This window comes from Actinoplanes ianthinogenes (genome assembly GCF_018324205.1).
GTDB classification, from domain to species: Bacteria; Actinomycetota; Actinomycetes; order Mycobacteriales; family Micromonosporaceae; genus Actinoplanes; species Actinoplanes ianthinogenes.
Genome location: NZ_AP023356.1, coordinates 3,622,506 through 3,646,798, shown reverse-complemented (window position 1 = coordinate 3,646,798; position 24,293 = coordinate 3,622,506). Strand labels below are relative to the sequence as shown.

Genomic DNA, 24,293 nt, shown 5'->3' with positions numbered 1-24,293 from the left:
CTCGATCCAGGCCGCGTCACACCAGCTCGGGGAGGCCCAGGTGAGCACGTTCTGGGGTCCGGATTTCGCCGCGCTGGAGCGCGACGATCCGGCGATCGCCGAGGTGCTGCTCGACGAGCTGGCCCGCCAGCGCGACACGCTCACACTGGTCGCGAGCGAGAGCTTCACCTCACCGGCCGTGCTGGCCGCGCTCGGCTCCACGCTGGCCAACAAGTACGCCGAGGGCTACCCCGGGCAGCGTTACTACGGCGGCTGCGCGCAGGCCGACCGGGCCGAGGAGCTGGCCGTCGAGCGGGCGCGGGAGCTGTTCGGCGCCGACCACGCGAACGTGCAGCCGCACTCCGGCGCGTCGGCGAACCTGGCGGCGTACGCCGCGCTGGCCGAGCCGGGTGACCCGGTGCTGGCCATGGGACTGCCGCACGGCGGGCACCTGACGCACGGGAGCAGGGCGAACTTCTCCGGCAAGTGGTTCCATCCGATCGCGTACCGGGTGGCGCCGGACACCGAGCTGATCGATTACGACGAGGTGCGTGACCTGGCCCTGGCGCACCGCCCGAAACTGATCATCTGCGGCTCGATCTCCTACCCCCGGCTGATCGACTTCGCCCGGTTCCGGGAGATCGCCGACGAGGTGGGGGCATACCTGCTGGTCGACGCGGCACACGTCATCGGCCTGGTGGCCGGCCGGGCGGTGCCGTCCCCGGTCCCGTACGCCGACGTGGTCACCTGCACCACCCACAAGGCCCTGCGCGGCCCGCGCGGCGGCATGATCCTCTGCCGGGCCGACCTGGCCCAGCGGGTGGACAAGGCGGTCTTCCCGTTCGCCCAGGGCGGTCCGATGATGCACACGGTGGCGGCCAAGGCGGTGGCGCTGCGCGAGGCGGCCCTTCCGGCCTTCCGGAGGTACGCTTCCCAGACCGTGCGCAACGCACAGGCGCTGGCCGCTGGGCTGGCCGCCGAGGGGATGCGTCCGGTCACCGGTGGCACCGACACCCATCTCGCCGTGCTCGATCTGCGCGAGCTGGGGGTCAGCGGCCGGGAGGCGGAGGCGCGCTGCGCCGCCGCGGGGATCGCGCTCAACAAGAACCCCATTCCGTACGACCCGGAGAAACCGGCCGTGGCGTCCGGGATCCGGGTCGGCGCGCCGGGTGTCACCTCGCAGGGCATGGGGGAGGCCGAGATGCGCCAGGTCGCGGAGCTCATCGGGGTGGCGGTGCGGTGCGATCCGGAGACGGCCGGCGGGAGGTCCCGCTCGGCCGCTGTCCGCGAGGAGGTGACCGAGATGGTCCGGCGCTTCCCGTTCTACACGTCCCAGGAGGTTCTGGCTTGAGCGGCGTCGCCCCCGCACCGGAGAAGGACGACCTTCCGCTGCCCGACCTGCCCCCGTTGCCGGCGGATCCGCGCTGGAAGACCGAGCACCTCGGCTTCCTCACCGCGGTCTCGTTCCTGCTGCTCACCTGCGCCGCCTCGATCGGCTTCCTGGTCAGCGGCCCGACCGCCGCGATCGCCGCGGCCGGCGGCGTGCTGATCGTGACGGTCAGCCACACCCTCACCACGTTGGTGGTCGCCTGGGCCGACACGGTCCGCCCGGCTCTGGTCATGCCGCTGGGAATGCTGACGTATGTCGTCAAATACTCTTTGCTGGGCGTTATCCTTGCTGTCGGAGTCTCGTCCGATTGGTCGGGAAAGAAGGCCCTCGGGCTCGGCGTGGTGGCCGGCGTGATCGTCTGGACCGCGGTGCAGGCCTGGTGGGTCACTCGCCGGACTCTGCGAAAAGTGATCTGAGGCACGCGCGTTCCCGCTGGTCAGCGGAGGTTTGGTAGCTGGACTGCCACGAACCGGTGATGTGTCCGGTCGTGCCGTGTTCCGTTTTGGCGCGACAGGAGTACCGTGTGCTTCCAGTTGCGAGACCCCTGACGCCTGGACAACTGCGGTTGTGCGGGGGGTCCCGCTTAGCTTCGTATCACCTGCTGATATCGTTCGGGCCGTCATGACCGGCCAAGAACCTCCTCACGACAAACGCGGTGACCAAGGCCCGACCCCACCGGATTCCGGTGCGGGCATGACGGCAGTCACCTACCTCATCGCGGGCATGTTGACCTGGGGCGGGATCGGGTGGCTGGTTGACCACTGGGCCGGGACCAAGGGCATCTTCGCCGGTATCGGTGCCGTCCTCGGCATCGGCCTTGGTGTGTACCTCATCGTGCGCCGTCTCGGCGCCTGACAGGAAAGGGCCATGGTGATCGGTCAGACGGTCCTCGCGGCGGAGTTCCCGCCCAGCGTCGAGGATTTCTACCTGCCCAGCATCCTGCCGTGGGGCGTGGAGAACAACTACTGGTTCACCAAGATCACGTTCCTGATCTGGGTGGCGGTGGCGGCGATCATCATCTTCTTCCTCGTGGCGTACCGGAAGCCGGAGCTCGTCCCGACGAAGAGGCAGTGGATCGCCGAGAGCATCTACGGATTCGTGCGGAACAACGTCGCGGTCGAGATGATCGGCCCGCGCGGCGTCGCCTTCGCGCCGTACCTGACGGTGCTGTTCATGTTCATCATCGTGAACAACTTCTTCGGGATCGTGCCCTTCGTGCAGATCTCGCCGAACTCGCACATCGCCTTCCCGGCGATTCTCGCGGCCATCAGCTATGTGATGTTCATCTATGTGGGCATCCGGCACCACGGCTTCGTCAAGTACTTCAAGACCGCCCTGGTCCCGCCGGCGCCGTGGTTCATCCTGCCGCTGCTGGTCCCGATCGAGTTCTTCTCGAACTTCCTGGTCCGCCCGTTCTCGCTGGCCGTCCGTCTGTTCGCCAACATGTTCGCCGGGCACATGCTGCTGCTGGTGTTCACGCTCGGCGGCTTCGCGATGATCAGCGCCAACGGGTTCCTCGCCCCGGTCTCGATCCTCTCCTGGGCGCTGACCATCGCGCTGACCTTCCTGGAGTTCCTGGTGATCTGCCTCCAGGCCTACGTCTTCACGGTGCTGACCGCGAGCTACGTCCAGGGCGCGCTCGCCGACGAGCACTGAGTTTCACCCCGCACGAAGTACCACCCCGTTTTGTCGTCCCGCGTGACAGTCACGCGAGATACCAGGAGGAACTGAGAATGCTGCTCTCCGAAGTTGTTGGTAGCACCGCCGCCATCGGTTACGGCCTCGCTGCCATCGGCCCCGGTATCGGTGTCGGTCTCGTCTTCTCGGCCTACATCCAGTCGACCGCCCGCCAGCCGGAGTCGTCGCGCCTGACCCTGCCGTACGTCTGGATCGGCTTCGCCGTCGTCGAGGCGCTGGCGCTGCTGGGTATCGCGTTCGGCTTCATCTGGGCCGGCAAGCCGATCGGCTGATTTCGGCCTAGCTGACCTCGACAGGAGGTTCACATGATCAACTTTTACCTGGCCGAAGCGGCTGAATCGCACAACCCGATCATTCCTGCCTGGCAGGAGCTGATCGTTGGCTCGGTCGCGTTCGCGGTGCTCTGCTTCGTCCTGATGAAGTTCGTCTTCCCGCAGATGGAGAAGACGTTCCGCGCTCGCGTGGACGCGATCGAGGGCGGCATCAAGCGCGCCGAGACCGCGCAGGCCGAGGCGAACGAGCTGCTCGAGCAGTACCGCGCGCAGCTCGCCGAGGCTCGGACCGAGGCCGCTCGCATCCGCGACGAGGCCCGGGCCGACGCCGAGGGCATCCGGCAGGACGTGCTCGCCAAGGCTCGTGAGGAGTCGGACCGCATCATCGCGGCCGGCAACGAGCAGCTCGCGGCGCAGCGTGAGTCGATCGTCCGGGAGCTCCGCGCCGAGGTCGGGACCCTTGCGGTCGACCTGGCCGGCAAGATCGTGGGCGAGGCGCTGGCCGACGAGGCCCGCACCCGTGGCACCGTCGAGCGCTTCATCGCGGACCTCGACGCCGCCGGCACGGCTGGCGGGCGCTGATGGCGTCGGGCGTCACCAACCAGGCCTACGCGGACGCGGCGGAGCGGCTCAGCGCCGACACCGCCACGTCCACGGGCGCGCAGCTGGCCACCGTCGCCGATGAGATCCTCACGGTGGCCGGCCTGCTGCGCGGTCAGCCCCGGCTGCGCCGGGCGCTGACCGACCCGTCCCGGCCGGGCGACGACCGCGGCGACCTGTTCCGCTCGCTGCTGACCGGCAAGGCCGCCGAGGTGACCGTCGACGCGCTGGCCACTCTGGTGGGCGGCCGGTTCTCCAAGCCGAGCGATCTGCTGGACGCGACCGAGCGGCTGGGTGTCGACACCCTGCTGGCCTCGGCGCAGAAGGACGACGCGCTGGCGGAGATCGAGGACGAGCTCTTCCGGTTCGCGCAGATCGTCGCTGGGACCCCGCAGCTCGCGGCCACGCTCAGCGACATCGGCGCTCCGATCGCCCCCCGGGCTAAGCTGGTCGGGGACCTCCTCGACGGCAAGGCCAAGGCGATCACCGTGCGTCTCGTCCAGGTCGCGCTCGAGGGTTTCGGCGGCCGTGGCTTCGAGGCCTCGCTGGGCCGGCTGGTCGAGCTGACCGCCGCACGCCGCGACCGCGAGGTGGCTTATGTGACGGTGGCCAAGCCGCTCGGCGACGCCGAGGAGGCGGCCCTGGCCGGCAAGCTCGCCACCATCTACGGCCGCGAGGTCTCGCTGAAGGTGGACGTCAATCCCGCGGTCATCGGGGGTGTCAGCGTCCGGGTCGGCTCCGACCTCTACGACGGCACGATCCTGCGCCGGTTGAACGCCGCCAAGCAGGCGTTCGCTAAATAGTCCTTTCCCCTCGATCTCCTGATCGAGAAGCCCCTCGGTGGCGGCGACGTCCCGAGCTAGACAGAGAAGGCAGAGGATGGCCGAGCTGACCATCTCCTCGGACGAGATCCGGGGGGCGCTAGAGCGCTACGTCTCGTCCTATTCGCCCGAGGTCTCCCGCGAGGAGGTCGGCATCGTCTCCGATGCGGGCGACGGTATCGCGCACGTCGAGGGCCTGCCCTCGACGATGGCGAACGAGCTGCTGGAGTTCGCCGACGGTACCCTGGGTGTCGCGTCGAACCTCGACGTCCGCGAGATCGGCGCCGTGATCCTGGGCGACTACGCGAACATCGAGGAGGGCCAGCCGGTCAAGCGCACCGGCCGCGTCCTCTCGGTCCCGGTGGGCGACGCCTTCCTGGGCCGCGTGGTCGACGCCCTGGGCCAGCCGATCGACGGTCTCGGTGAGATCGCCAACGAAGGCTTCCGCGAGCTCGAGCTCCAGGCGCCGAACGTGATGGCGCGCCAGCCGGTGAAGCAGCCGCTGCAGACCGGCATCAAGGCGATCGACGCCATGACGCCGATCGGCCGCGGCCAGCGCCAGCTGATCATCGGCGACCGCAAGACCGGTAAGACCACGGTCGCGCTCGACACGATCATCAACCAGAAGGCGAACTGGGAGTCCGGCGACCCGCAGAAGCAGGTCCGTTGCATCTACGTCGCGATCGGCCAGAAGGCCTCCACCGTCGCCAGCATCCGGGGCACCCTGGAGGCGCAGGGCGCGCTGGAGTACACGACCATCGTGTCGGCTCCGGCCTCCGACCCGGCCGGCTTCAAGTACATCGCGCCGTACACCGGTTCCTCGATCGGTCAGCACTGGATGTACAACGGCAAGCACGTCCTGATCGTCTTCGACGACCTGACGAAGCAGGCCGAGGCGTACCGCGCCGTGTCGCTGCTGCTGCGCCGCCCGCCGGGCCGCGAGGCGTACCCGGGCGACGTCTTCTACTTGCACTCCCGCCTGCTGGAGCGCTGCGCCAAGCTCTCCGACGAGCTGGGTGGCGGCTCGATGACCGGCCTGCCGATCATCGAGACGAAGGCCAACGACATCTCGGCCTTCATCCCGACCAACGTCATCTCGATCACCGACGGCCAGATCTTCCTGGAGACCGACCTGTTCGCCTCGGGTGTCCGCCCGGCGATCAACGTCGGCACCTCGGTGTCCCGCGTCGGTGGCTCGGCGCAGGTCAAGGCGATGCGCTCGGTCTCCGGCCGCCTGCGTCTGGACCTGGCCCAGTTCCGTGAGCTGGAGGCCTTCTCGGCCTTCGCCTCCGACCTGGACCGCGCCTCGCGTGCCCAGCTGGAGAAGGGCGTGCGGCTGGTCGAGCTGCTCAAGCAGCCGCAGTACTCGCCGTACTCGACCGTCGAGCAGGTCATCGCGATCTGGGCCGGCACCACCGGTCAGCTCGACGACATCCCGGTCCGCGACGTGCGCCGCTTCGAGCAGGAGTTCCTGCAGTGGTTCAAGTCGCACCACAGCGAGGTCTACGGCGCGATCGAGTCGACGAACCTGCTGAGCGACGACAACGTCGAGAGCCTGAAGTCGGGCGTCACCGAGTTCAAGAAGTCGTTCCAGTCGAGCGCCTCGACCGAGAGCGGTAACTGAGCATGGCCGGTCAGGTACAGGCGCTGCGTCGGCGTATCAAGACGGTCAAGTCGACCAAGAAGATCGCCAAGGCGCAGGAGCTCGTCGCGACCAGCCGGATTGCGAAGGCCCAGGAACGGGTCAACGCGTCCCGGCCGTACTCGGTGGCGATCACCAAGGTGCTGGCCGCCCTGGCGTCGAACGCTTCGGTGGACAACCCGCTGCTGGTCGCGCGTGAGCGCGTCCAGCGGGCGGGTGTCCTGCTGATCACCAGTGACCGGGGCCTGGCCGGCGCCTACAACGCCAACGCCATCCGGACCGCCGAGGAGCTGATCGCTCGGCTGAAGTCGGAGGGCAAGGAGGTCGCGCTGTACGTGGTGGGCCGCAAGGGCTCCGGTTACTACCGGTTCCGTGGGCGGGACATCGCGGCCAGCTGGACCGGCTTCTCGGAGCGCCCGACGTTCGCCGACGCCAAGAAGATCGGCGACGCGCTGATCGAGGGCTTCGCGGCGGGTTCGGAGACCGAGGGCACCTTCGGCCCCGACGGCATCGCCGGCGTGGACGAGCTGCACATCGTGAGCACCGAGTTCAAGTCTCTGATGACGCAGACGGCGAACGCGAAGCCGCTGGCGCCGGTGCAGGTGGACGCGGACGACGAGGAGCGGTCCGAGGGGCTGCGCCCGGCGTACGAGTTCGAGCCGGACGCCGACGAGCTGCTCGACGCGCTGCTGCCGAAATACCTCAACACGCGTATCTACGCGGCGTTGCTGGACTCGGCGGCGAGTGAGTCGGCATCCCGGCGGCGGGCGATGAAGAGCGCGTCGGACAACGCCGACGACCTCCTCAAGCGGTACACGCGCGAGATGAACTCCGCGCGGCAGGCTGCGATCACCCAGGAAATCAGTGAGATCGTCGGCGGCGCCAACGCGCTGGCCGCGGCGGGAAGTGATGTGTGATGACTGCTGTTGCTGAGCCCACCAAGGCGGAGACCGCTGTCGGCCGTGTCGTCCGGGTCATCGGCCCGGTCGTCGACGTCGAGTTTCCCCGTGACGCCATGCCCCCGATCTTCAACGCGCTGCACGTCGAGGTCACCCTCTCCGAGGGCACCAAGAAGCTGACGCTGGAGGTCGCCCAGCACCTGGGTGACAACCTGCTCCGCGCGATCTCGATGCAGCCGACCGACGGTCTGGTCCGCGGCAAGGAGGTCACCGACACCGGCGCGCCGATCTCGGTGCCGGTCGGTGACGTGACCAAGGGCCACGTGTTCAACGCCCTCGGCGAGGTGCTCAACGTCGACCCGTCGACGCTGGACGTCCAGGAGCGCTGGGCGATCCACCGCAAGCCCCCGGCGTTCGCGGACCTCGAGCCGAAGACCGAGATGCTGGAGACCGGCATCAAGGTGCTCGACCTGCTCGCGCCGTACGTGCGCGGTGGCAAGATCGGCCTGTTCGGCGGCGCGGGCGTCGGCAAGACCGTTCTGATCCAGGAGATGATCATCCGGGTCGCCCGGAACTTCGGTGGCACCTCGGTGTTCGCCGGCGTCGGCGAGCGCACCCGTGAGGGCAACGACCTCATCCTGGAGATGGACGAGGGTGGCGTGCTGGACAAGACCGCCCTGGTCTTCGGCCAGATGGACGAGCCGCCGGGCACCCGTCTGCGGGTCGCGCTGACCGCGCTCACCATGGCGGAGTACTTCCGGGACGTGCAGAACCAGGAGGTGCTGCTCTTCATCGACAACATCTTCCGGTTCACCCAGGCCGGTTCCGAGGTCTCCACCCTGCTCGGGCGTATGCCGTCGGCCGTGGGTTACCAGCCCACCCTGGCGGACGAGATGGGTGAGCTGCAGGAGCGGATCACGTCGGTCCGGGGCAAGGCGATCACCTCGCTGCAGGCGATCTACGTGCCCGCCGACGACTACACCGACCCGGCGCCGGCCACCACCTTCGCCCACCTGGACGCGACCACCAACCTCGAGCGGTCGATCTCCGACAAGGGCATCTACCCGGCCGTGGACCCGCTGGCCTCCAGCTCGCGGATCCTGGCCCCGGAGTTCGTCGGCGCCGAGCACTACGCGGTGGCCCGTGAGGTCCAGCGGATCCTGCAGAAGTACAAGGACCTGCAGGACATCATCGCCATCCTCGGTATGGACGAGCTCTCCGAGGAGGACAAGGTCACGGTCGCCCGGGCCCGTCGCATCGAGCGGTTCCTGTCGCAGAACACCTACGCGGCGGAGCAGTTCACCGGCGTCCCCGGCTCGACGGTCCCGCTGAAGGAGACCATCGAGGCGTTCAAGAAGATCTCCGAGGGTGAGTACGACAACTACCCGGAGCAGGCCTTCTTCATGTGCGGTGGTCTCGAGGACCTGGAGAAGAACGCGCACGAGCTGATGAAGGGCTGATCTCGGCCTTCGCATCACTCTGACGAAAAGGAAGCCGTGCCGGTGCCCACCGGCACGGCTTCTCGTTGTCTACAGGTCCCCCCGGAATTCGGACATTCCGCCCTGGGGTGGCGCGGCGTTCTGCTTGGGTATGCTTGGCCGCGCTCTTGAGGTAGTCCCGTGTTCATGTTCCGGCAGGGTTGGGGATCGGGTGGCTAAGTCTGCGAAGCGCCGAGCACCGCTGTGGGCCCGGCTGACCGCCGTCTTCGGCGCGGTGCTGATGGTGACCAGCGGCGTCGTCCTGGTCGGTGGTAACGCTCTGATCTCGAAGTACACCGGGTCCCTGGACGCGGGCACCAAACTGGTCGGCGACCCGGCCAACGGCGCCACCAAGGCCGGCGCCAAGGAGATCAAGGGCCCGCTGAACATCCTGATGGCCGGCATCGACCCCCGGGACAACAAGACGGCCCCGCTCTCCGACTCGATCATCGTGGCGCACATTCCGGCGAGCATGGACCAGGTCTTCCTGTTCTCCATCCCCCGCGACCTCTACGTGGACATTCCGGCGTTCCCGACCACCGGCTTCGGCGGCGGCAAGTCGAAGATCAACGCCGCGATGTCGTTCGGCAGCTCGGTCGGCAACGGCAAGCACGACGTCGAGCAGGGCTTCCAGCTGCTCACCAAGACGGTCAGCCAGCTCACCGGCATCAAGCAGTTCGACGCCGGCGCGATCATCAACTTCGGCGGGTTCAAGAAGATCGTCGAGGCGATGGGCGGGGTGACCATGACCGTCGACATGACGGTCAAGTCCGAGCACCTCAAGCCGAACGGCAAGCCCCGGGACCGCCTTCCGTCGTGCGCCGACAACACCTGCGAGCACCCGTACATCGGTGTGCAGAAGGTCTACAAGCCCGGGACGTACCACCTGGAGGCCTGGGAGGCCCTCGACTACGTCCGCCAGCGGTACGGCCTGCCGCACAGCGACTACGACCGTCAGCGGCACCAGCAGCAGTTCATCAAGGCGATGGCCAAGCAGGCGATGAGCAAGGGCGTGGTGACCGACCCGGCCAAGATGCTGAAGATCCTGAACGCGGCCGGCGACGCGGTGAAGTTCGGCGCGGCCAACGGCACCAGCGTCCTGGACTGGGGACTCGCGCTGCGCGGGCTCGACACCGACACCATGGTCTCCATCAAGCTGCCCGGCGGCGGCATCTTCGAGGGCGGGAAATACCGCGGTGAGGGCCTCGGCCCGAACACCGACAAGTTCTTCGAAGCGGTGAAGAACGACAAGATTCCGGAGTTTCTGCTGGCCCACCCGGAGTTCGTGAACACGAACAGCTAGACCCGGTCGGTTGCCGGCCGGCGGCGCCGATTAGACTTTCACCCATTCGGTTCGCAGCGTCAAAGGGAGACAGCGTGGCCAACCAGCTTCACGTCGAGGTCGTCGCCGTCGAGGAGAAGGTCTGGGCCGGTGAGGCCGAGATGCTCGTCGCGCGCACCACCGAGGGTGAGATCGGTGTGCTGCCGGGCCACTCTCCGCTTCTCGGCCTGCTCAAGGAGCCGTCCCAGGTCCGGGTGAAACTCGCCGGTGGCGAGCAGCTCACCTACGACGTCGCCGGTGGCTTCCTCTCCATCGACGCGAACGGCGTCACCGTGCTCGCCGAGAGCGCGACGCCGGCCACCCCCGAGCAGCACTGACACCGACGATGCGGGTTCTGGAAGTCTTCGGAATCTGCCTCGTCGCGCTGCTCGCGCTGCTGTTCGCCCTCTTCTTCCGCCGCCGCCTGCTCATGCTCGGCGGCGGCACCATCCGGCTCCAGGTCCGCACCAACACGCTGGTGCCCGGCCGCGGCTGGTCGCCCGGCCTGGGCCAGTTCGTCGGTGACGAGCTCCGCTTCCACAAGATGTTCAGCTTGGCCTTCCGGCCGAAGCGGGTGCTCGACCGGCGAGTGCTGATCATCGCCGAGCGGCGCCTGCCGACCGGGCCGGAGCGGCTCACCATGCCCGGGCACTGGGTGGTGCTGCGCTGCGCCATGGGCGGCACCGAGGTGGAGATCGCGATGGCCGAGACCACGGTGACCGGCTTCCTCTCCTGGCTGGAGGCGGGCCCGCCGCGGGACCCGGGCAGCGTGCCCGGCCGGTCGATCTTCGGCCCGCGCCCGATGGAGAGCTGACCACGGTTCGCCGATTGGCCGTCGCGGCCGTCCGGTCCGGTGCCTAATGTCGGGACCATGCGGATTCGTATCGTCGACGCCTTCACCGACCGCCCGTTCGCCGGCAACCCGGCCGGCGTGCTGATCCTGGACTCCGTTCCGGCCGGCTCCCCGGCGGCCGGTGCCTTCCCGGACGGCGCTTTCCCCGCCGAGGAGTGGATGCAGCGGGTCGCCGCCGAGGTCAACCTCTCCGAGACCGCCTTCCTGCACCGCCTGCCCGCCGGCGGCGACGCCGACTGGGCGCTGCGCTGGTTCACCCCGGCCGCCGAGGTCGCGCTCTGCGGTCACGCCACTCTGGGCACCACCCACGTCCTGCACCAGGACGGGCTGGCCAGGGGACCGGTCCGGTTCGCCACCAGGAGCGGCATCCTGACCGCCACGGTGGCCGAGGACGGCCTGATCACCCTGGACTTCCCGGTCGCGCCGCTCACCGCGATCGACACCGACCCGGCGCTGGCCGCCGCGCTCGGCACCGACCCGCTCACCACGTTCTGGACCGGTCCGAACACCGACGACGTGCTGGTCGAGGTGGCCGACGAGAAGACCGTGCGGGCGCTCACCCCGGACTTCGGCGCGCTGGCCAAGGTCACCAGCCGCGGCGCGGTCGTCACGGCCCGGGCCGAGGACCCGTCCGCCGGATACGACTTCGTCTCCCGCTTCTTCGGCCCGGCCGTCGGCGTGAACGAGGATCCGGTCACCGGCTCCGCCCACACCGCCCTGACCCCGTACTGGAGCGAGCGCCTCGGCCGCACCTCCCTGACCGGTTACCAGGCGTCGCCGCGCGGCGGCCTGGTCCAGGTCACCCACCGCGGCGACCGCGTCGACCTGGCCGGCCGAGCTGTCACCACGATCGACGGCAACCTGCTGATTCCCGCCTGAGTTCGGTATCACCCGGCCGGCCCGCGGAGACCTCCACGTGCCGGCCGGGTGGGTGTCAGTCGCGCCGGCCGCCGGGGACCCACTTCACGTCGCCGTCCGGGTTGGCGACCCGGGACAGGATGAAGAGCAGGTCGGAGAGACGGTTCAGGTATTTGGCGGGGAGCGGCGAGGTGCGCTCCGGGTCGGTCTCGATCAGGGCCCAGGCCGAGCGCTCCGCCCGCCGGGCCACCGTCCGGGCCACGTGCAGCAGGGCCGCGCCCGGTGTGCCGCCCGGGAGGATGAAACTGTCCAGCGCGGCGAGGCGCTCGTTGAACTCGTCGCACCAGCCCTCGAGCCGGGTCACGTAGTCCTCGGTGATCCGCAGCGGCGGGTACGGCGGGTCCTCGGCCAGCGGGTTGCCCAGATCCGCCCCGAGGTCGAAGAGGTCGTTCTGGATCCGGGACAGCACCGTCCGGACGTCGTCGGGCAGCGCGCCCAGGGCGATCGCCACGCCCAGCGCCGCGTTGCACTCGTCGGCGTCGGCATACGCCGCGATCCGCGGATCGGTTTTCGCCGCCACCTCGTTGTTGACCAGCCGGGTCTGCCCGGCGTCCCCGGTACGGGTGTAAATCCTCGTGAGATGCACAGCCATACCCGGAGCCTAGCCACGCCTCGACCGCGGGACGTGCCGGGCGGGGTGTGGGGTTGATTTGTGGTACTGGCGGATCGTCACCACCCGCGGACGCCGCCCTTGCGGGCCGGGCGTTCTGGACGCGCCAGCGTCCTGCCCGGCCCGGAAGGGTCCCCGCGGGAGCGGCGATCAGTTATCAGCGCGGACCGTGGCAAGGAAGAATTTGATCTTGATCTTGGGTTGAAGAAGGAGCCCTACGCGCCATGAGTGGGCGGCGGACCATACGATGGCCCGCGTGGATGTGATCAGGGTCAAGGGCGGCAGCCCGCTCATCGGTGACGTCTCGGTCGGCGGCGCGAAGAACTCGGCACTCAAGCTGATGGCGGTCGCGTTGCTGGGCGAGGGGCGCAGCGTGGTCTCCAACGTGCCCCGGATCACCGACATCGCGATCATGGCGGAGGTGCTGCGCCGGCTCGGTTGCGCGGTGACGCTGGACGGCACCGAGGCGGTGATCGACGTTCCGTTCGAGCCGGGCGCCGAGGCCGACTACGACCTGGTCCGGCGGCTGCGGGCGTCGATCTGTGTGCTCGGTCCGCTGCTGGCCCGCCGGGGTTACGTGCGGGTCGCGCTCCCCGGTGGCGACATGATCGGTTCCCGCGGTCTGGACATGCACGTCGCCGGCCTGGCCCGGATGGGTGCGGAGATCTCCAACGAGCACGGCTTCGTGATCGCGTCGGCGCCGGCCGGGCTGCGCGGCACCAAGATCTGGCTGGACTTCCCGAGCGTCGGCGCCACCGAGAACCTGTTGATGGCCGCGGTCCTGGCCAAGGGCGTCACCGAGATCGACAACGCGGCGCGCGAGCCGGAGATCGTGGACATCTGCGAGATGCTCACCGCGATGGGCGCCCGGATCGACGGCGCCGGCACCTCGACGCTGATCGTCGAGGGGGTGGACGGGCCGCTCAAGCCGGTCCGGCACACCACCGTCGGCGACCGGATCGTCGGCGGCACCTGGGCCTACGGCGCGGCGATGACCCGGGGCGACGTGACCGTGCACGGCGTCCGGCCGGAGTTCCTGGACATCGCGCTGGACAAGCTGGTGGCGGCCGGCGCGACGGTCGAGCCGGGGGACGACTGGTTCCGGGTCCGGATGACCGAGCGGCCCAAGCACGTCGACATCGTCACGCTGCCGTTCCCGGGGTTCGCCACCGACCTGCTGCCGATGGCGATCGGCCTGGCCTCGGTCGCCGAGGGCGCGTCCCTGATCACCGAGAACATCTTCGACGGCCGGTTCATGTTCGTGAACGAGATGGTCCGGCTGGGCGCGGACATCCGCACCGACGGGCACCACGCGGTGGTGAACGGGCGGGAGCGGCTCTCCGGTGCCCCGGTGCGGGCCACCGACATCCGGGCCGGCGCCGGCCTGGTCATCGCCGGGCTCTGCGCCGACGGGGTGACCGAGGTGGGCGAGGTGCACCACATCGACCGCGGTTACCCGGACTTCGTGGCCGACCTGGCCCGGCTGGGTGTCGAGGTGGAGCGCACCGACGTGCCCGAGCCGACCTTCGACTTCTAGCTCGACCCGACCAGGCGCCGGGCCTCCTCGACCTCTTCGGCGAAGACCAGCACGCACACCCGCCCGTCCCGGCGGGTCGCCTTGGTGGCCCGGATGCCCGCGTCCGAGAGCAACCGCCGGATCTCGTCGGCGACCTCGGGCCCGTCGGTGACCGCGGCGGGCCACAGGAGGCCGTAGTCCTCCGGCTCGCCGTGCTCTCCGAAGATCGCCAGGCCGTCCGCGAGGCCGTCCGGGGGACCTGGTTGCAGGCCCATGCGCCAGAAGACGGCGCCGAGGAAGCCGACCAGCCCGACGGCGATCAACGGTCCGATGAGGTACCAGCCGTCGCTCGTGGCCATGTGCACAGTCTGGCATCGCGCCGGGCGGTTTTCTGCGGCTTTGCCCCGATCGGGAACGGGCCTAAGTTTCCGTTAAGTAACCCCGTTAGACTGAGGCGCCTCTAACAAAGGAGTGGAGCATGGCGGGTCGTCTCGCGGTCATCGGGTCCGGACTCATGGGTTCCGGCATCGCGCAGGTCTCGGCGCAGGTTGGTTGGCAGGTCACCATGCGGGACGTCGACGACGCCTCGCTCAAGCGCGGACTCGGCGCGATCCGCGACTCGCTCTCCCGCTTCGCGGCCAAGGGCAAGATCGCGGAGGAGGACGTCGAGGCCACCCTCCAGCGGATCACCCCGACCACCGACCTGGACGCGGTCGCCGAGGCCGACGTCGTGGTCGAGGCGATCTACGAGAAGGTGGAGGCCAAGCACGAGGTCTTCAAGGCCCTCGACAAGATCTGCAAGGCCGGCGCGGTGCTCGGCACCAACACCTCGGCCATCCCGATCACCCAGATCGCCGCGATCACCGCGCGCCCGGAGTCGGTCGTCGGCATCCACTTCTTCTCACCGGTCCCGATGATGAAGCTGGTCGAGCTGGTCCGCGGCTACCAGACGTCGGACGAGACCCTGGCGGCCGCCCGCGACTTCGCCGAGGGCGTCGGCAAGACGTGCGTCGAGGTCAAGCGCGACGTCGCCGGCTTCGTGTCGAACCGGCTCTTCTCCGCCCTCCTGGTCGAGGCGATCAAGCTGGTCGAGTCCGGCGTGGTCTCCGCGGCCGACCTGGACACCGTGATGAAGCTGGGCTTCGGCCACGCGATGGGCCCGCTCGCGACGGTCGACCTGACCGGTCTGGACGTGATGCTGAACGCGGCCGGCAACATCTACCGCGACACCCAGGACGAGAAGTTCTTCCCGCCGGAGCTGCTCCAGCGGATGGTGACCGCGGGCGACCTCGGCCGCAAAACCGGCAAGGGTTTCTACAGCTACTGATCTGTTGCTGTTCGCTGAGAAGCCCCGGGTCGCTGCGGCCCGGGGCTTTTCCACCCCGATTCTGTACGGTCCCGGGCTGCCCCAACCGCAGTCGACCTGTCCCGTGGCTACGCGCGACGTGGTCCCGGTGCCGGATCGCTGGGCCGTTCCGGGCTGGAGCTGTTGGTCGCGGCCGCGGAGACCGCCGCCGGTCCGGGCCGTGCCGCGCGTGCCGGGCCGTGTCGCGCGTGCCGGGCCGTGCCCGCGCGTGCCGGGCCGTGACGTGCCCCGGGCCGTTTCGGAGCCGTTCGTTGCCGCGGCCCGCGGCCCGCGGCCCGCGGCCCGCGGTCAGTGGGAGGCGGCGAAGGTCAGGGACAGGGCCGTGGCGGCGACCATGCCGCCGAGCAGGGTGAGCCCGATGCCACCGACGTCCAGCCGGGCCCGCAGCCGGCGGTGGGCCAGGAAGGCGGCGGCCGGCACGCCCGCCGACGGGGCGACGATGAAGGCCAGCCAGCCCAGCCCGCGGATGACCGCGCCGCCCCAGACGGCCTGCTGGCCGAACGTGACCAGGCCGGCCGCGACCAGCCCGGCCAGCGCCGAGGCGAGCGCGCCGATCAGTGGGAGCAGCGGCAGCGACCAGCGGGGCAGCGACCGCCGGCCGCCGGGCCGGACGCGGTCGTCGATCCGGTCGGCCGCGCGGGCCAGCAGCGCCCGGGGTGACTGGCGGCCGGCGGCGTCCCGGTCGGTGATTCCGTCGACGGAGGACGGCCGGCGTTGCAGGGCGACCCGGGGCAGCGCCTCGACCGGCGCCGGCTCCGGCACCTCGCCGAGCGCCCGCACCCGCAGCCCGCGCGCCCGGCGCAGCTGGTCCCAGAGCCGCGCCGCCTCCCTGTCGACGTCCAGCACCTGCGCGGCGGCCGCGCCGGCCCAGCGGTCGGCGGCCAGCGCGTCGTTCTCCGCCCGGGCCAGCTCGCCCGCGGCCCGCGCGGCGTTGTCCTGATACGCCTGCTCCGCCTGATCCAGCTCGGCGTCGCGCCGCCGGGTCACCTCGGCCAGGGCGCTCACCATCAACTGGTAGTCGCGGCTGGGCGGCTGCCGGTCACGTGTGGTCACTGTTCACCTCGTACGGGATGATCACTTCGGGTGTGCGGTGCACCGAACGGTCGAAGAACAGCGCCCGGCGCGGTCGCGGGTACCAGACCGGGCCGCCGGGTTGCGGGTAGAGCGGGGTGAGGTCGGCGCCCTGCACGTCGAGCGCGACCCAGGCGCCGATGGCGTCGAACCGCGCCCCGATGCCGCCCAGGTCGTCCCGGAGCCGGGCCACCGAACGCCACCAGCCGAGCACGTGGGTCCGCTGCTCCGGCCCCTCGCCCAGCAGCTTCTTCAGCCCCGGGTCCCGAGCCGCGTCGAGCGCGTACCCGATGACGTAGTGCGGAATGTCGAGATAGTCGAGGTCGAAGCGGGCGTCCGTGGCGTCGTACCAGTCCGCCGACGGCAACTCGGCGACCAGCCGGGCGGCGGCCGACGAGGCGCCCGGGTCCAGGCAGATCACGCTGAAGTGGGCCGGACCCTGCGCCGCCAGGCTCAGCGCGGCGGCCGCGAGCACGTCGCACGCCTCCTCGGCCCGGGTCCCGAGGACCGCCAGGTTCCGCCCCGGCATCCGCCCCAGCCGCAGCCGCGCCGGCTGGGCGGCCACGTCGATCCGCTCGCCGAGCACCGCGCCGGGTGACGAGCCGATCGGCGCGTCCGCGGACGGCACCCGCCCGGCCGGGCGCAGCGCGGCCGGCAGCCGGGGCACCGCGTCGCCGTCGAAGAGACGCGGCTCGGCGCACCCGGCGGGCCGGGTCCGCCACAGTTTGCGCTGCACCGCGCGCCAGACCGCGCGGTCGCCGGCGTCCGGCAGCCGTACGATCCGGTTCGCCCCGGACATCCCGGACTCGGTGTTCACCACCGCGTGGAAGCGGGGGATGACCGCGGCGGCCAGGTTGTCGTCGGCCAGGATCCGGCGCGCCTTGGGCAGCGCGATCCGCAGGGTGAACTGGGCGATCAGCCCGGGCCGGCCCCACAGCGCCTGGATCCCGGCCACGTCCTGGCTGGCCAGGATCAGGTGGATGCCCTGCGAGCGGCCTCGCCGGGCGAGGTCCTCCAGCAGGTCGACCGCCTCGTCGGCGACCGCGTCCCGCCCGGCCAGCAGCACCTGGAACTCGTCGATCACGGCGACGATCCGCGGCCAGTGCCCGGTCGGGTCCTCGGCGCGCAGCTCGGCCAGCTTGCCGGCGTCGTAGCGTTTGGCCGCCTGGGCCCGGGTGCGCAGCTCCTCGCTCAGGTGCCGGAGCATGGCCAGGCCGAACTCGCGGTCCCCGTTGACGTTGATGCCGGCCAGCCGCACCTGGGGCAGCCAGCTCGGGTCCCGCTGCCCGGGGGCGTACCGGGCGAAGGACACCCCCTCCTTGAAGTCGAGCAGGTAGAGCGCGAGCTCCTCGGGCCCGTACCGGGTGGCCAGCGAGCCCAGCCAGGTGTAGATCAGGTTGGTCTTGCCGGAGCCGGACGGCCCGCCGATCAGCGCGTGCGGCGGGTCGTCCCCGAGCGGCACCTCGACCAGCGTCCCGTCGGTGCTGTCCCCGATCGGCGCGACCAGGCCGTAGACCGACGACTCGGCCCACTGCTTGGCCGGTTCCAGGTCGGCCAGGCTGGCCGGGCCGGGTCCGGCGCGCAGCCGCTCGGCGGTGGTCCGGCAGAACGCCGCGATCCGGTCCGGCGGGGGCGGCGGGTCCAGCCGGATCTCCAGGCTGCCCAGCGAGCCGCAGGTGGCCAGCTGGTCCCGGAGCACGGTGATCCGCTCCACCGTCGGGTCGTCGTCCAGCTCCAGTCCGCGCACCACCAGGTGCACCCCGCAGGCCACCCCGGTACGCACGATCCGCCCCAGCTGCGCCCGCTGCCCCGGCGTCATCTCCACCGAGGTGGCCCGGTCGGCGAGCAGTACCACCAGCCGCCACGGCTCCGGGCGCGGGCCGGGCCGGGCGGCGGCCAGGTCGGCGAGCGACGGGTACTGCCCGCCGAGCGACTCGTTCACCCGGCAGATGTGCTCGGCCAGGTCGTCGAGGAGCGAGCCGAGCCCGCCCGGCCCGACGAAGGTCGGGTTCAGCGGGGCGAACGGGGCGAGCGTGCCGCCCAGGTTCTCCGGGTCGTAGACGGTCAGCTGCACGTCGCCCGGCCGGGTGCTGCCCAGCGCCCGCAGCAGCACCCCGGTGATCAGGTCGTCCACCTGCGGCGACGGTCCCGAGACGTGCAGGTGCACGGCGTCCAGCAGCGGGATCAGGCCGGGCAGCGCGGCGGTCTCCTCGAAGGTGATCGCGCCGATCCGCAGCAGGCCGGGCCGGGCGCCGGGGTCCGGCTCGCTCGGTGACCACAGCCGCCAGGGCGCGCCGGCCGCGCCGGTGGCGCTGGAGGTGGCGAGCCCACGCAGGTGCCCGGCGAGCTGGGTGGCCTCGCCGCGGAACCGGCGCTGGATGTCGTCGCGGGCGGCCTCCCGGGCGGCGGCGAGCTGGGTCAGGCAGGTGGCGTACGCGTCCCGGACCAGCCGACGCCGGCTCTGCGCCTCGCCGCGCGCCGACTCGGCGGCGGCCAGCACCGCCCGAGCGGAGCCGCGAGCCTCGGCCAGTTCCTGCCGAACCGCGGCGACCAGCGCGTTCCGGTTGCTACCCACGCCACCCCCCGGACTCCATGTGGGGGGATTTTAGCGATTTTCCACCATTAAGACGGATTAGCCATTGCGTGTCGTGATCTGTAGTCAGAAAGGGCTTCCCAGAGCTGGGCCGCCACCACCATCGCGGCCTCTCGCTGCCACTGCCGCATGGTGTCCCGCGGGACGGTGCGCCGGAACCAGTCGACCGCCATCCGCGCCTCCCGGCTCAGCCCGTCCAGCCGCTGCCGCCGGGAGTACGGATTCAGCCCGAGCACCGCGACGAACTGAAGCGTGTTGTAGTACCGCCACTCGTCGGTGGTGCTGAACGGACCCGGCGGCCGGAGCGCCGACACCGCCTCGCGCAGGACCGCCCGCAGCTCCCGGGCCCGCGCGCGAGGCTGGTCGTCGCCGCGCCCGGCGATCCGGCGGCCCACCACCGGCAGGTCGGTGAGCGGGCTGCGGGACAGCCGGTTCAGATCGTTGAAGTCGGCGAGGGCCCGGCGGGTCAGTCGCAGGAACTCCGGCTCGCCGATCTCGGTCAGCTTGCGCCGTTCCCGCCGGCGCAGCAGCGCGTCCGCGTTCACGAACAGGGCCGCCCGATCGTTGCGCAGCCGCTTGTCCCCGCCCAGCGCGACCCGGTCGAGCAGCCGGCTCAGCCGCCCGGTCAGCCCGGCCGCCACCGAGGCCACCGCGACCACCACGAACTGGAGCACCAGCACGGTGCCGTCACCGTCTGCGGCGATCATGGTGAAGGTCACCGGAAGACCGATAAGGATCAGCACGGCGACGACCGCGGCGAGCGACCGCCGCAGATCGGGACGGAGCCGTTCGCCGCCGGCCACGGCGTGTGCCACCGCGATCAGGTAACCGAAGACGAGCAGATCGAGGCCGCCCGCGGCGAGCGCCAGGGCCGGGCCGCCGGCGTCCATCGGGACCAGCAGCACGGCCAGGCTCGCCGCGTACAGCCCGGCGATCGTGCTCAGCGCCAGGGGCAGGCTGCGCGGCACCACCTCGGCGCGCACCCGCCAGAGCAGGATCAGGACGCCGGCCAGCGGGGTCAGGCCGACCAGCTTGCCGGCCCCGGGCAGCGCGATCACCAGCACCTGGAAGGTCACGCCCAGGGCCAGCGCGCCGATGTCCACCGGGCGCCGCTCGGCGGGCGACAGCGGCAGCAGCGCGACCACGCTGCCGGCCCAGGCCAGGGCCGGCAGGCAGATCAGGATCTCGGCGGTCCGGCCACCGGGCGCGACGGTCCAGGCGACCAGGCCGACCGCGTACGACGTGAGGGCGCCGGCCGCCCAGCGCAGCGCCGGCCGCCCCGGATCCCGGCCGAGCAGATAACCGGCGAGCCACCAGCAGAGGGCGAAGACGGGTACGGCGAGCGCGGGCACCCGGAGAGTCAACCAAACAGGCGACGCGTTTCGACAGTCGCCAGTTTCGCTTCCCGGCGGCGTTTCCGGCGCCGGAACACCCAGACGGTGACCCACACCATGGCCGCGAGACCGAAAAGGACCAGAATCGGCAGGAGGATCGCGAGCACCGACATCGTGATGCTGCCGATGTCCTCGGCGGTGCTCGCCACCGGGGCGCCGAACCCGGCCGTGGTGACGTTCACGACCGGGCGGGCGGCCGCCTTGACCCCGTGCACGCAGAGCGCGATCAGCACGCCGGCGGCGACCGGGATCCACTGGTGCGAGGAGAAGAACGAGCCCGGGTCGGAGACGGTGACCGTCTGCGAGGCGGAGCCGGCGCCGAAGGCCAGGCCACCCGCGGTCGGGCGGACGACGGTCTGCACCACGTCGTTCACGTGGTCGACCACCGGCACCTTGTCGGCGACCACCTCGATGGCGAACAGGATCGCCAGAATCGTCAGTGTCCAGCCGTTGGCCAGCCACGACCAGCCGGACGGCAGGTCGATCGCGTCGGTGTACCGGGCCAGCAGGCCCATGGTCAGCAGGGGGATGTACGCATTCAGGCCGGCGGATGCCGCCAGGCCGGTGCCGGTCAATGCTTCGAACACGTTGCCAGCATGGCATCGCCGTGCACATCGCGCTCAGCGGACGTCCGGTAGGGTCGCCGGGTGCGTCTGGTCATCGCGAAATGCTCCGTCGACTACGTCGGCCGGCTCTCCGCTCATCTGCCCCTCGCCACCCGGCTGCTCATGGTCAAGGCCGACGGCTCGGTCTCGATCCACGCCGACGACCGTGCCTACAAGCCGCTGAACTGGATGAGTCCGCCCTGCAAGCTCCAGGAGGCGGAGGGCGTCTGGAAGGTGGTGAACAAGGCCGGCGAGGAGCTGCGGATCACCCTGGAGGAGGTCTTCCAGGATTATTCGTACGAGCTGGGCGTCGACCCCGGCCTCCAGAAGGACGGCGTCGAGGCGCACCTCCAGGAACTGCTGGCCGAGCACCCGGAGACCTTCGGCGAGGGGCACACCCTGGTCCGCCGCGAGTTCATGACCGCGATCGGCCCGGTCGACCTGCTCCTCAAGGACCCGGACGGCGGCTCGGTCGCCGTCGAGGTGAAACGCCGCGGCGAGATCGACGGCGTCGAGCAGCTCACCCGGTACCTCGAACTGATGAACCGGGACCCGCTGCTCGCCCCGGTCAAGGGTGTCTTCGCGGCCCAGGAGATCAAGCCGCAGGCCCGGGTGCTGGCCACCGACCGCGGCATCCGCTGCGTGGTCGTCGACTACGACAAGCTGCGCGGCATGGAGCGCGACGAGCTCACGCTGTTCTGAGCGCCCGGGCGACCCGCTCGGCGGCCTTCCGCCCGGCGTGCTGGCGGATCAGCCCCTCCTTGGCCACCCCGCGGATCCGGGCCACTGTCGCCTCCCACCCCGCGCCGGTCAGCGAGACGGTCACCACCGCGGGGTTGAGGTTCAGCGCGCCGGCGCCGATCATCGCGCGCAGCGTGCGGCCGCCGTGCGAGGTCATCGGGACCGGGATGCCCAGACCGGCCAGAATCCGTCCGACCTGACCGACCGCCTCGCCGACCGGCCGGGGCAGCGTCACGCTGGTCTCGAAGATGTCCGGCCGCAGCAACCGGCCGGCCAGCCGCGCGCCCAGGCCGCCGCCGTGATGTGCCGCCTCGCCGATCGCCGCCAGGCGCTGGAGCAGCAGGGCGTTCTCGTCCGGAGTCAGTTCGTTCGGCATGTCCGCTCCCCGGTCAGCGCGAGGACAGCTCGACGCGGTCCGGGTCGGTGGTGGCGACCAGGTAGCCGCGGGTGCCGATCAGGGCCAGCGCGAACTGGAAGACGATCAGCGTCAGGCTCAGCGGGTCGCCCACGATCAGCCCGACCACCGTCGGCACGGCCAGGATCAGGGCGTCCGGGCCGGCGAACGCGTACACCAGCGGCCCGGTCGACACCGTGCCCATCGGCGTGTCCAGCGGCAGCAGGTCGTTGCGGACGAACCCGGACCGCGCCCGGCGCACCGCCGCCACGCCTCCGGCCACGCCGAGCGGCAGGCTGAGCAGCCACCACGGCCCGGGCGGCAGCTTCCCGGCCACCTCCAGCAGGAGCAGGGCGGCCAGCGACCAGAGGAAGGCCAGCGCGCCCGGGATCCAGAGCCGCTGCACCAGCGCGCGCCGGGAGCCGAGCCCGAGCAGCCGGGCCAGCACCGGGTTGCCCGCGTCGGTGTTGACGGTCCCGGTCGTGGTGCCCGCGGCGACCATGGCGCCGAGCGGCACGGCGACCGCCGGGACCCAGGCCGGCCCGCCGGCCAGCAGCAGCGGGATCGGGGTGGCGGCCAGCAGCCAGAGCAGGCGGGGCAGCCGCCGCCGGGCCATCAGGAAGTCCTGCCCGGTCAGCACCGGCAGGCGGGCCGGCGGCCGGGCGGACCGCAGTCGCCGGCCCGCCCAGTAGCGTCGCTCCACCATGTCGGTGAGAAAAGAAGGTTCCACACCGAACGCGCTGTCGAAGAGGGTTCCGGTGAGCTTCGCGGCGTCCAGGACGCGATCGGCAGGGGTCAGAGCCAGTTTGCGTACGACAAGAGCACTCCCCGCCGCGACCACCACCGCGAGCGTGGCAGTCACCGTGAGCAGCGCCGATCTCGACGGCCATCCGCGCAGCGGTGGCGAATCCACCCCGCCGATCGTGTCGGCGACCAGCAGCGCCAGCCCGCCGGCGACCGCCGCCGTGGCCAGCCGGTCCAGCACCGTCGCCCAGCCCCGGGAACGCTGCGCCACCACCGCGACCAGCAGCAACCCGATCCCGAGCAGCGCACCGCCGCCGATGATGGCCGGCGCCAGGTCGTGCGGCGCCGCGTGCCCGGCGATCGCGGTGGTCACCAGCGCCGCCACGACCGCCGCACCGGCCGCCGCCAGGCGCAGCGACGGCAACAGCAGGCGGCGGCGGCTGACCGGCGCGGTGAGCAGGAAGTACGCGGCCGGGCGGCCGAGCGTGACCGGGCCGATCGCGCGCAGCGCCAGCAGCAGGAACCCGGCGCCGAGCAGGGCCAGCGCGAGGGCCGGCAGCGCGCCCAGGTCGGGGACCGGCGGCCAGAAGATCGTGGCGAGCTGCCGGTGCAGCATCGCGCCGACCACCGCGACGAACAGCACGGCGACGTACAGGTTGCCCAGGGTGGCGCCGCGTTCCCGATGGGACGCCTGCCGCTGGTGGATCCAGCGACGGACCGGGCGCAGCGGGACGAGGACCGTCATGGGTGCAGCGACTCCATGGTGGTCAGTTCGGCGCCCGAGGCCACCGCGAACTTGTCGTCGTGGCTGGCCATCAGCAGCGACCCGCCGGTCGACAGGTAGTCGGCGAGCATCTCGGCGACCGCGATCCGGCCCTCCGGGTCGAGGCGCTGCTCCGGCTCGTCCAGGATCAGCAGCGCGCTCGGGCGCAGCAGCGCCATCGCCAGGGTGAGCCGCTGTTTCTGCCCGGAGGAGAGCGACGGCGGGATGGCGTCGGCGTGCCCGGCCAGCCCGAAGCGCTCCAGGGCCTCGTCGACGCCGGCCTCGTCCGGATCCTGCCCGTGCGCGCGGCAGATCAGCTCGGCGTGCTCCTTGGTGGTCAGTCCCGGATACCAGGTCGGTGGCTCGACCGTGGTGACCACGGCGGCCCAGAACTCCGGACTGCCGCCCGGCGTGCCGCCGAACACCCGGATCCGCCCGGCGTCCGGCCGTTGCAGCCCGCTGACGCAGCGCAGCAGGGTGGACTTGCCGATGCCGTTCTCGCCGGTGACGCAGACGCCCGTGCCGGCCGGCACGGTCAGCTCGACACCGGCCAGCACCGGCGCCGAGCCGTAGCTCACCGTGAGATCGCTTACCTCAACCGCGGGGTGGTCGGCCACCCGGACAG

At 71.1% G+C, this 24,293-nt stretch carries 26 protein-coding genes; 17 read left to right on the top strand and 9 right to left on the bottom strand.

The window, feature by feature from the left end; translation table 11 throughout:
• The first annotated feature begins 40 nt into the window (after positions 1-40).
• From Aiant_RS16255 to Aiant_RS16190, 14 genes are all read left to right on the top strand, one after another.
• A complete protein-coding gene (locus Aiant_RS16255) occupies positions 41-1,330 on the top strand; it encodes a serine hydroxymethyltransferase (RefSeq protein WP_229829831.1) in 1,290 nt (429 codons plus the stop codon).
• Entirely contained in the window at positions 1,327-1,785 is a 459-nt protein-coding gene (locus Aiant_RS16250) for a hypothetical protein (RefSeq protein ID WP_189328698.1), read from the top strand. The genes Aiant_RS16255 and Aiant_RS16250 overlap by 4 nt, the downstream gene beginning before the upstream one ends.
• A 277-nt stretch (positions 1,786-2,062) precedes the next feature.
• Positions 2,063-2,224: an AtpZ/AtpI family protein gene (locus tag Aiant_RS16245; RefSeq protein ID WP_229829832.1), complete on the top strand. Its 162-nt coding sequence runs from the start codon at positions 2,063-2,065 to the stop codon at positions 2,222-2,224.
• Positions 2,225-2,239: 15 nt separating this feature from the next.
• On the top strand, positions 2,240-3,025 hold the full coding sequence (atpB, locus tag Aiant_RS16240) for a F0F1 ATP synthase subunit A (protein ID WP_189328968.1): 786 nt from the start codon (positions 2,240-2,242) through the stop codon (positions 3,023-3,025).
• A 77-nt stretch (positions 3,026-3,102) separates the two neighbouring features.
• On the top strand, positions 3,103-3,339 hold the full coding sequence (locus Aiant_RS16235) for an ATP synthase F0 subunit C (RefSeq protein WP_189328700.1): 237 nt from the start codon (positions 3,103-3,105) through the stop codon (positions 3,337-3,339).
• A gap of 36 nt (positions 3,340-3,375) precedes the next feature.
• Positions 3,376-3,921 carry a F0F1 ATP synthase subunit B gene (locus Aiant_RS16230; protein ID WP_425322699.1) on the top strand — a complete coding sequence of 182 codons (546 nt, stop codon included), beginning with the start codon at positions 3,376-3,378 and terminating at the stop codon, positions 3,919-3,921.
• A complete protein-coding gene (locus tag Aiant_RS16225) occupies positions 3,921-4,742 on the top strand; it encodes a F0F1 ATP synthase subunit delta (protein WP_189328702.1) in 822 nt (273 codons plus the stop codon). The genes Aiant_RS16230 and Aiant_RS16225 overlap by 1 nt, the downstream gene beginning before the upstream one ends.
• Before the next feature lie 76 nt (positions 4,743-4,818).
• Positions 4,819-6,384: a F0F1 ATP synthase subunit alpha gene (gene atpA, locus Aiant_RS16220; RefSeq protein WP_189328703.1), complete on the top strand. Its 1,566-nt coding sequence runs from the start codon at positions 4,819-4,821 to the stop codon at positions 6,382-6,384.
• A gap of 2 nt (positions 6,385-6,386) precedes the next feature.
• Positions 6,387-7,319 (top strand): F0F1 ATP synthase subunit gamma, encoded by a 933-nt coding sequence (locus Aiant_RS16215; protein ID WP_189328704.1) that lies wholly within the window; start codon positions 6,387-6,389, stop codon positions 7,317-7,319.
• Entirely contained in the window at positions 7,319-8,761 is a 1,443-nt protein-coding gene (atpD, locus tag Aiant_RS16210; RefSeq protein WP_229829833.1) for a F0F1 ATP synthase subunit beta, read from the top strand. Before Aiant_RS16215 ends, atpD begins: the two co-directional genes overlap by 1 nt.
• A 130-nt stretch (positions 8,762-8,891) precedes the next feature.
• Positions 8,892-10,082, top strand: a complete 1,191-nt coding sequence (locus tag Aiant_RS16205) for an LCP family protein (protein ID WP_425322698.1) — start codon at positions 8,892-8,894, stop codon at positions 10,080-10,082.
• Positions 10,083-10,156: 74 nt separating this feature from the next.
• Entirely contained in the window at positions 10,157-10,438 is a 282-nt protein-coding gene (locus Aiant_RS16200) for a F0F1 ATP synthase subunit epsilon (RefSeq protein WP_014694384.1), read from the top strand.
• Between the two features lie 8 nt (positions 10,439-10,446).
• Positions 10,447-10,914: a DUF2550 domain-containing protein gene (locus tag Aiant_RS16195; RefSeq protein ID WP_189328706.1), complete on the top strand. Its 468-nt coding sequence runs from the start codon at positions 10,447-10,449 to the stop codon at positions 10,912-10,914.
• A 57-nt stretch (positions 10,915-10,971) separates the two neighbouring features.
• Positions 10,972-11,832, top strand: coding sequence for a PhzF family phenazine biosynthesis protein (locus Aiant_RS16190; protein WP_189328707.1), 861 nt, complete (start codon positions 10,972-10,974; stop codon positions 11,830-11,832).
• Positions 11,833-11,887: 55 nt separating this feature from the next.
• On the opposite strand, the gene Aiant_RS16185 is transcribed toward Aiant_RS16190, so the two are convergent.
• On the bottom strand, positions 11,888-12,463 hold the full coding sequence (locus Aiant_RS16185) for a cob(I)yrinic acid a,c-diamide adenosyltransferase (protein WP_189328708.1): 576 nt from the start codon (positions 12,461-12,463) through the stop codon (positions 11,888-11,890).
• Positions 12,464-12,728: 265 nt separating this feature from the next.
• On the opposite strand from Aiant_RS16185, the gene murA reads away from it, so the two are divergent.
• Positions 12,729-14,018, top strand: a complete 1,290-nt coding sequence (gene murA, locus Aiant_RS16180; protein WP_189328709.1) for a UDP-N-acetylglucosamine 1-carboxyvinyltransferase — start codon at positions 12,729-12,731, stop codon at positions 14,016-14,018.
• Here the strand turns inward: murA and Aiant_RS16175 are convergent.
• Positions 14,015-14,356 (bottom strand): hypothetical protein, encoded by a 342-nt coding sequence (locus Aiant_RS16175; protein ID WP_189328710.1) that lies wholly within the window; start codon positions 14,354-14,356, stop codon positions 14,015-14,017. The two genes, murA and Aiant_RS16175, sit on opposite strands and share 4 nt — an antisense overlap.
• A gap of 119 nt (positions 14,357-14,475) precedes the next feature.
• On the opposite strand from Aiant_RS16175, the gene Aiant_RS16170 reads away from it, so the two are divergent.
• A complete protein-coding gene (locus Aiant_RS16170; protein ID WP_189328711.1) occupies positions 14,476-15,324 on the top strand; it encodes a 3-hydroxyacyl-CoA dehydrogenase family protein in 849 nt (282 codons plus the stop codon).
• 327 nt (positions 15,325-15,651) lie between these two features.
• Here Aiant_RS16170 and Aiant_RS16165 read toward each other — a convergent pair whose 3' ends face one another.
• Genes Aiant_RS16165 through Aiant_RS16150 form a run of 4 tightly spaced genes read right to left on the bottom strand, consistent with a single transcriptional unit; the run spans position 15,652 to position 21,008 of the window.
• Positions 15,652-16,416, bottom strand: coding sequence for a hypothetical protein (locus Aiant_RS16165; RefSeq protein ID WP_189328712.1), 765 nt, complete (start codon positions 16,414-16,416; stop codon positions 15,652-15,654).
• Positions 16,403-19,009: an FtsK/SpoIIIE domain-containing protein gene (locus tag Aiant_RS16160; RefSeq protein ID WP_189328713.1), complete on the bottom strand. Its 2,607-nt coding sequence runs from the start codon at positions 19,007-19,009 to the stop codon at positions 16,403-16,405. The genes Aiant_RS16165 and Aiant_RS16160 overlap by 14 nt, the downstream gene beginning before the upstream one ends.
• 47 nt (positions 19,010-19,056) lie before the next feature.
• Positions 19,057-20,391 carry a hypothetical protein gene (locus Aiant_RS16155; RefSeq protein ID WP_189328714.1) on the bottom strand — a complete coding sequence of 445 codons (1,335 nt, stop codon included), beginning with the start codon at positions 20,389-20,391 and terminating at the stop codon, positions 19,057-19,059.
• The gene (locus tag Aiant_RS16150; RefSeq protein ID WP_189328715.1) at positions 20,388-21,008 is read right to left on the bottom strand and encodes a DUF4126 domain-containing protein; all 621 of its coding nucleotides are present in this window, start codon (positions 21,006-21,008) and stop codon (positions 20,388-20,390) included. The genes Aiant_RS16155 and Aiant_RS16150 overlap by 4 nt, the downstream gene beginning before the upstream one ends.
• A gap of 60 nt (positions 21,009-21,068) precedes the next feature.
• On the opposite strand from Aiant_RS16150, the gene nucS reads away from it, so the two are divergent.
• Positions 21,069-21,728, top strand: a complete 660-nt coding sequence (nucS, locus tag Aiant_RS16145; RefSeq protein ID WP_189328716.1) for an endonuclease NucS — start codon at positions 21,069-21,071, stop codon at positions 21,726-21,728.
• Here the strand turns inward: nucS and Aiant_RS16140 are convergent.
• The 3 genes from Aiant_RS16140 to Aiant_RS16130 are packed head-to-tail and all read right to left on the bottom strand — an operon-like array spanning position 21,715 to position 24,285.
• Positions 21,715-22,143 carry a hypothetical protein gene (locus Aiant_RS16140; protein WP_189328717.1) on the bottom strand — a complete coding sequence of 143 codons (429 nt, stop codon included), beginning with the start codon at positions 22,141-22,143 and terminating at the stop codon, positions 21,715-21,717. The two genes, nucS and Aiant_RS16140, sit on opposite strands and share 14 nt — an antisense overlap.
• A 13-nt stretch (positions 22,144-22,156) precedes the next feature.
• Entirely contained in the window at positions 22,157-23,650 is a 1,494-nt protein-coding gene (locus tag Aiant_RS16135) for a DUF6297 family protein (RefSeq protein ID WP_189328718.1), read from the bottom strand.
• Positions 23,647-24,285, bottom strand: a complete 639-nt coding sequence (locus Aiant_RS16130; protein WP_189328719.1) for an ABC transporter ATP-binding protein — start codon at positions 24,283-24,285, stop codon at positions 23,647-23,649. Before Aiant_RS16130 ends, Aiant_RS16135 begins: the two co-directional genes overlap by 4 nt.
• Positions 24,286-24,293: the final 8 nt, after the last annotated feature.